At 35.1% G+C, this 1366-nt stretch carries 1 protein-coding gene and 2 pseudogenes; all 3 read right to left on the bottom strand.

The window, feature by feature from the left end; all coding sequences use genetic code 11:
* Positions 1 to 218: 218 nt before the first annotated feature.
* Positions 219 to 362, bottom strand: a pseudogene (locus tag ACFIMM_RS04600) (transcriptional repressor); the annotation flags it as partial.
* A pseudogene (locus tag ACFIMM_RS04595) lies at positions 359 to 518 on the bottom strand (HlyD family secretion protein); the annotation flags it as partial. The pseudogenes ACFIMM_RS04595 and ACFIMM_RS04600, both read right to left, overlap by 4 nt.
* Positions 519 to 691: 173 nt before the next feature.
* Positions 692 to 1084: a Fur family transcriptional regulator gene (locus ACFIMM_RS04590; RefSeq protein WP_375629863.1), complete on the bottom strand. Its 393-nt coding sequence runs from the start codon at positions 1082 to 1084 to the stop codon at positions 692 to 694.
* Positions 1085 to 1366: the final 282 nt, after the last annotated feature.

Genomic DNA, 1366 nt, shown 5'->3' with positions numbered 1-1366 from the left:
TTTATCGAGATTTTTTGTTGAAAAAATGGTCTCAGATACGGACATGATTTTATACTTTCAATATTTATGTTCTAACGAGTATAATAAGCCTCTCACTCTAGGGTAGGGTGATATATGCACGGACGATAAGAGCTTTTCCAACAATAAGGCGATCCCTGCTACATAATGCTAAATATATAAACTTGCAAGTTAGAGATCTTATTGTCAAGTTAGATGTCTTATTTTATTGCGCATTTTTTACAAAGACCTCGTACTTCTAGGGCGCTTTTGTGTGCTTGGAAGTCAACCGCTTGAACCATCTGTTTTAAACTTGATACAATCATTTGATTTTGTATTTCGTGGACTGTGCCACAGTTTAGGCATCTTCAGTGGACAGCATACAACACCATTGCGTCGTCCACTTATAGCTAAACCAAAGTACAAAAAGCGCAAAGACGATAAGAAGGGCCTTGATTACTTTTTTTTTGTTTCATTTTATCGAGATTTTTTGTTGAAAAAATGGTCTCAGATACGGACATGATTTTATACTTTCAATATTTATGTTCTAACGAGTACAATAAGCCTCTCACTCTAGGGTAGGGTGATATATGCACGGACGATAAAAGCTTTTCCAACAATAAGGCGATCCCTGCTACATAATGCTAAATATATAAACTTGCAAGTTAGAGATCTTATTGTCAAGTTAGATGTCTTATTTTATTGCGCATTTTTTACAAAGACCTCGTACTTCTAGGGTGCTTTTGTGTGCTTGGAAGTCAACCGCTTGAACCATCTGTTTTAAACTTGATACAATCGTTTGATCTTGTATTTCGTTGACTGTGCCACAGTTTTCGCAAATTATAAACGTTGTAAGTTCATGTTGACAGTTTTCAGGGTGTAAACAGACCATAAAGGCATTTACACTTTCAAGACGATGAATACACTTTAACTGTACGAGTTTTTCTAACGCACGATAAACTTGGAGAGGTGCGCGAAAACCTTCTTCGCGTAAGTGATTGAGAATCGCATAAGCACTTAAAGGCCCTTTTGCATTTTTTAAAGTATTTAAAACCAATGTTTGGTTACGCGTCAGTTTAGATGACATTGACATCTTCCTTTTGCTCCCATGGAAAAGCATAAAGCGTGTAAGATATTTATGCAATGGTGATTATATAATATGTACTCTATCTTTAGCCTTTTACATGACATCCTTGCGATATGTAAGAAAAGTTACAATCGTTGTGAGGGGAGGGTATTATAATCTGAAAGCCGCCGCTATCAGGCATGAAAGTTTTATACGCTTCTTATTTTTCCAATAATGTTTTGAAATAGGATTTTTTGTTCAATATTTTATTGGTAAAGTTTGGGTTATTTTATTTAAAAAAAA

It is taken from the genome of Bartonella sp. AP258QHHD, assembly GCF_042196145.1.
Classification (GTDB): domain Bacteria; phylum Pseudomonadota; class Alphaproteobacteria; order Rhizobiales; family Rhizobiaceae; genus Bartonella.
This window is presented reverse-complemented; position numbering and strand designations above follow the sequence as displayed.

Coding starts and splice junctions, on each gene's coding strand:
- ACFIMM_RS04590 (WP_375629863.1), bottom strand. CDS start 1,084: ATGTCATCTAAACTGACGCGTAACCAAACATTGGTTTTAAATACTTTA.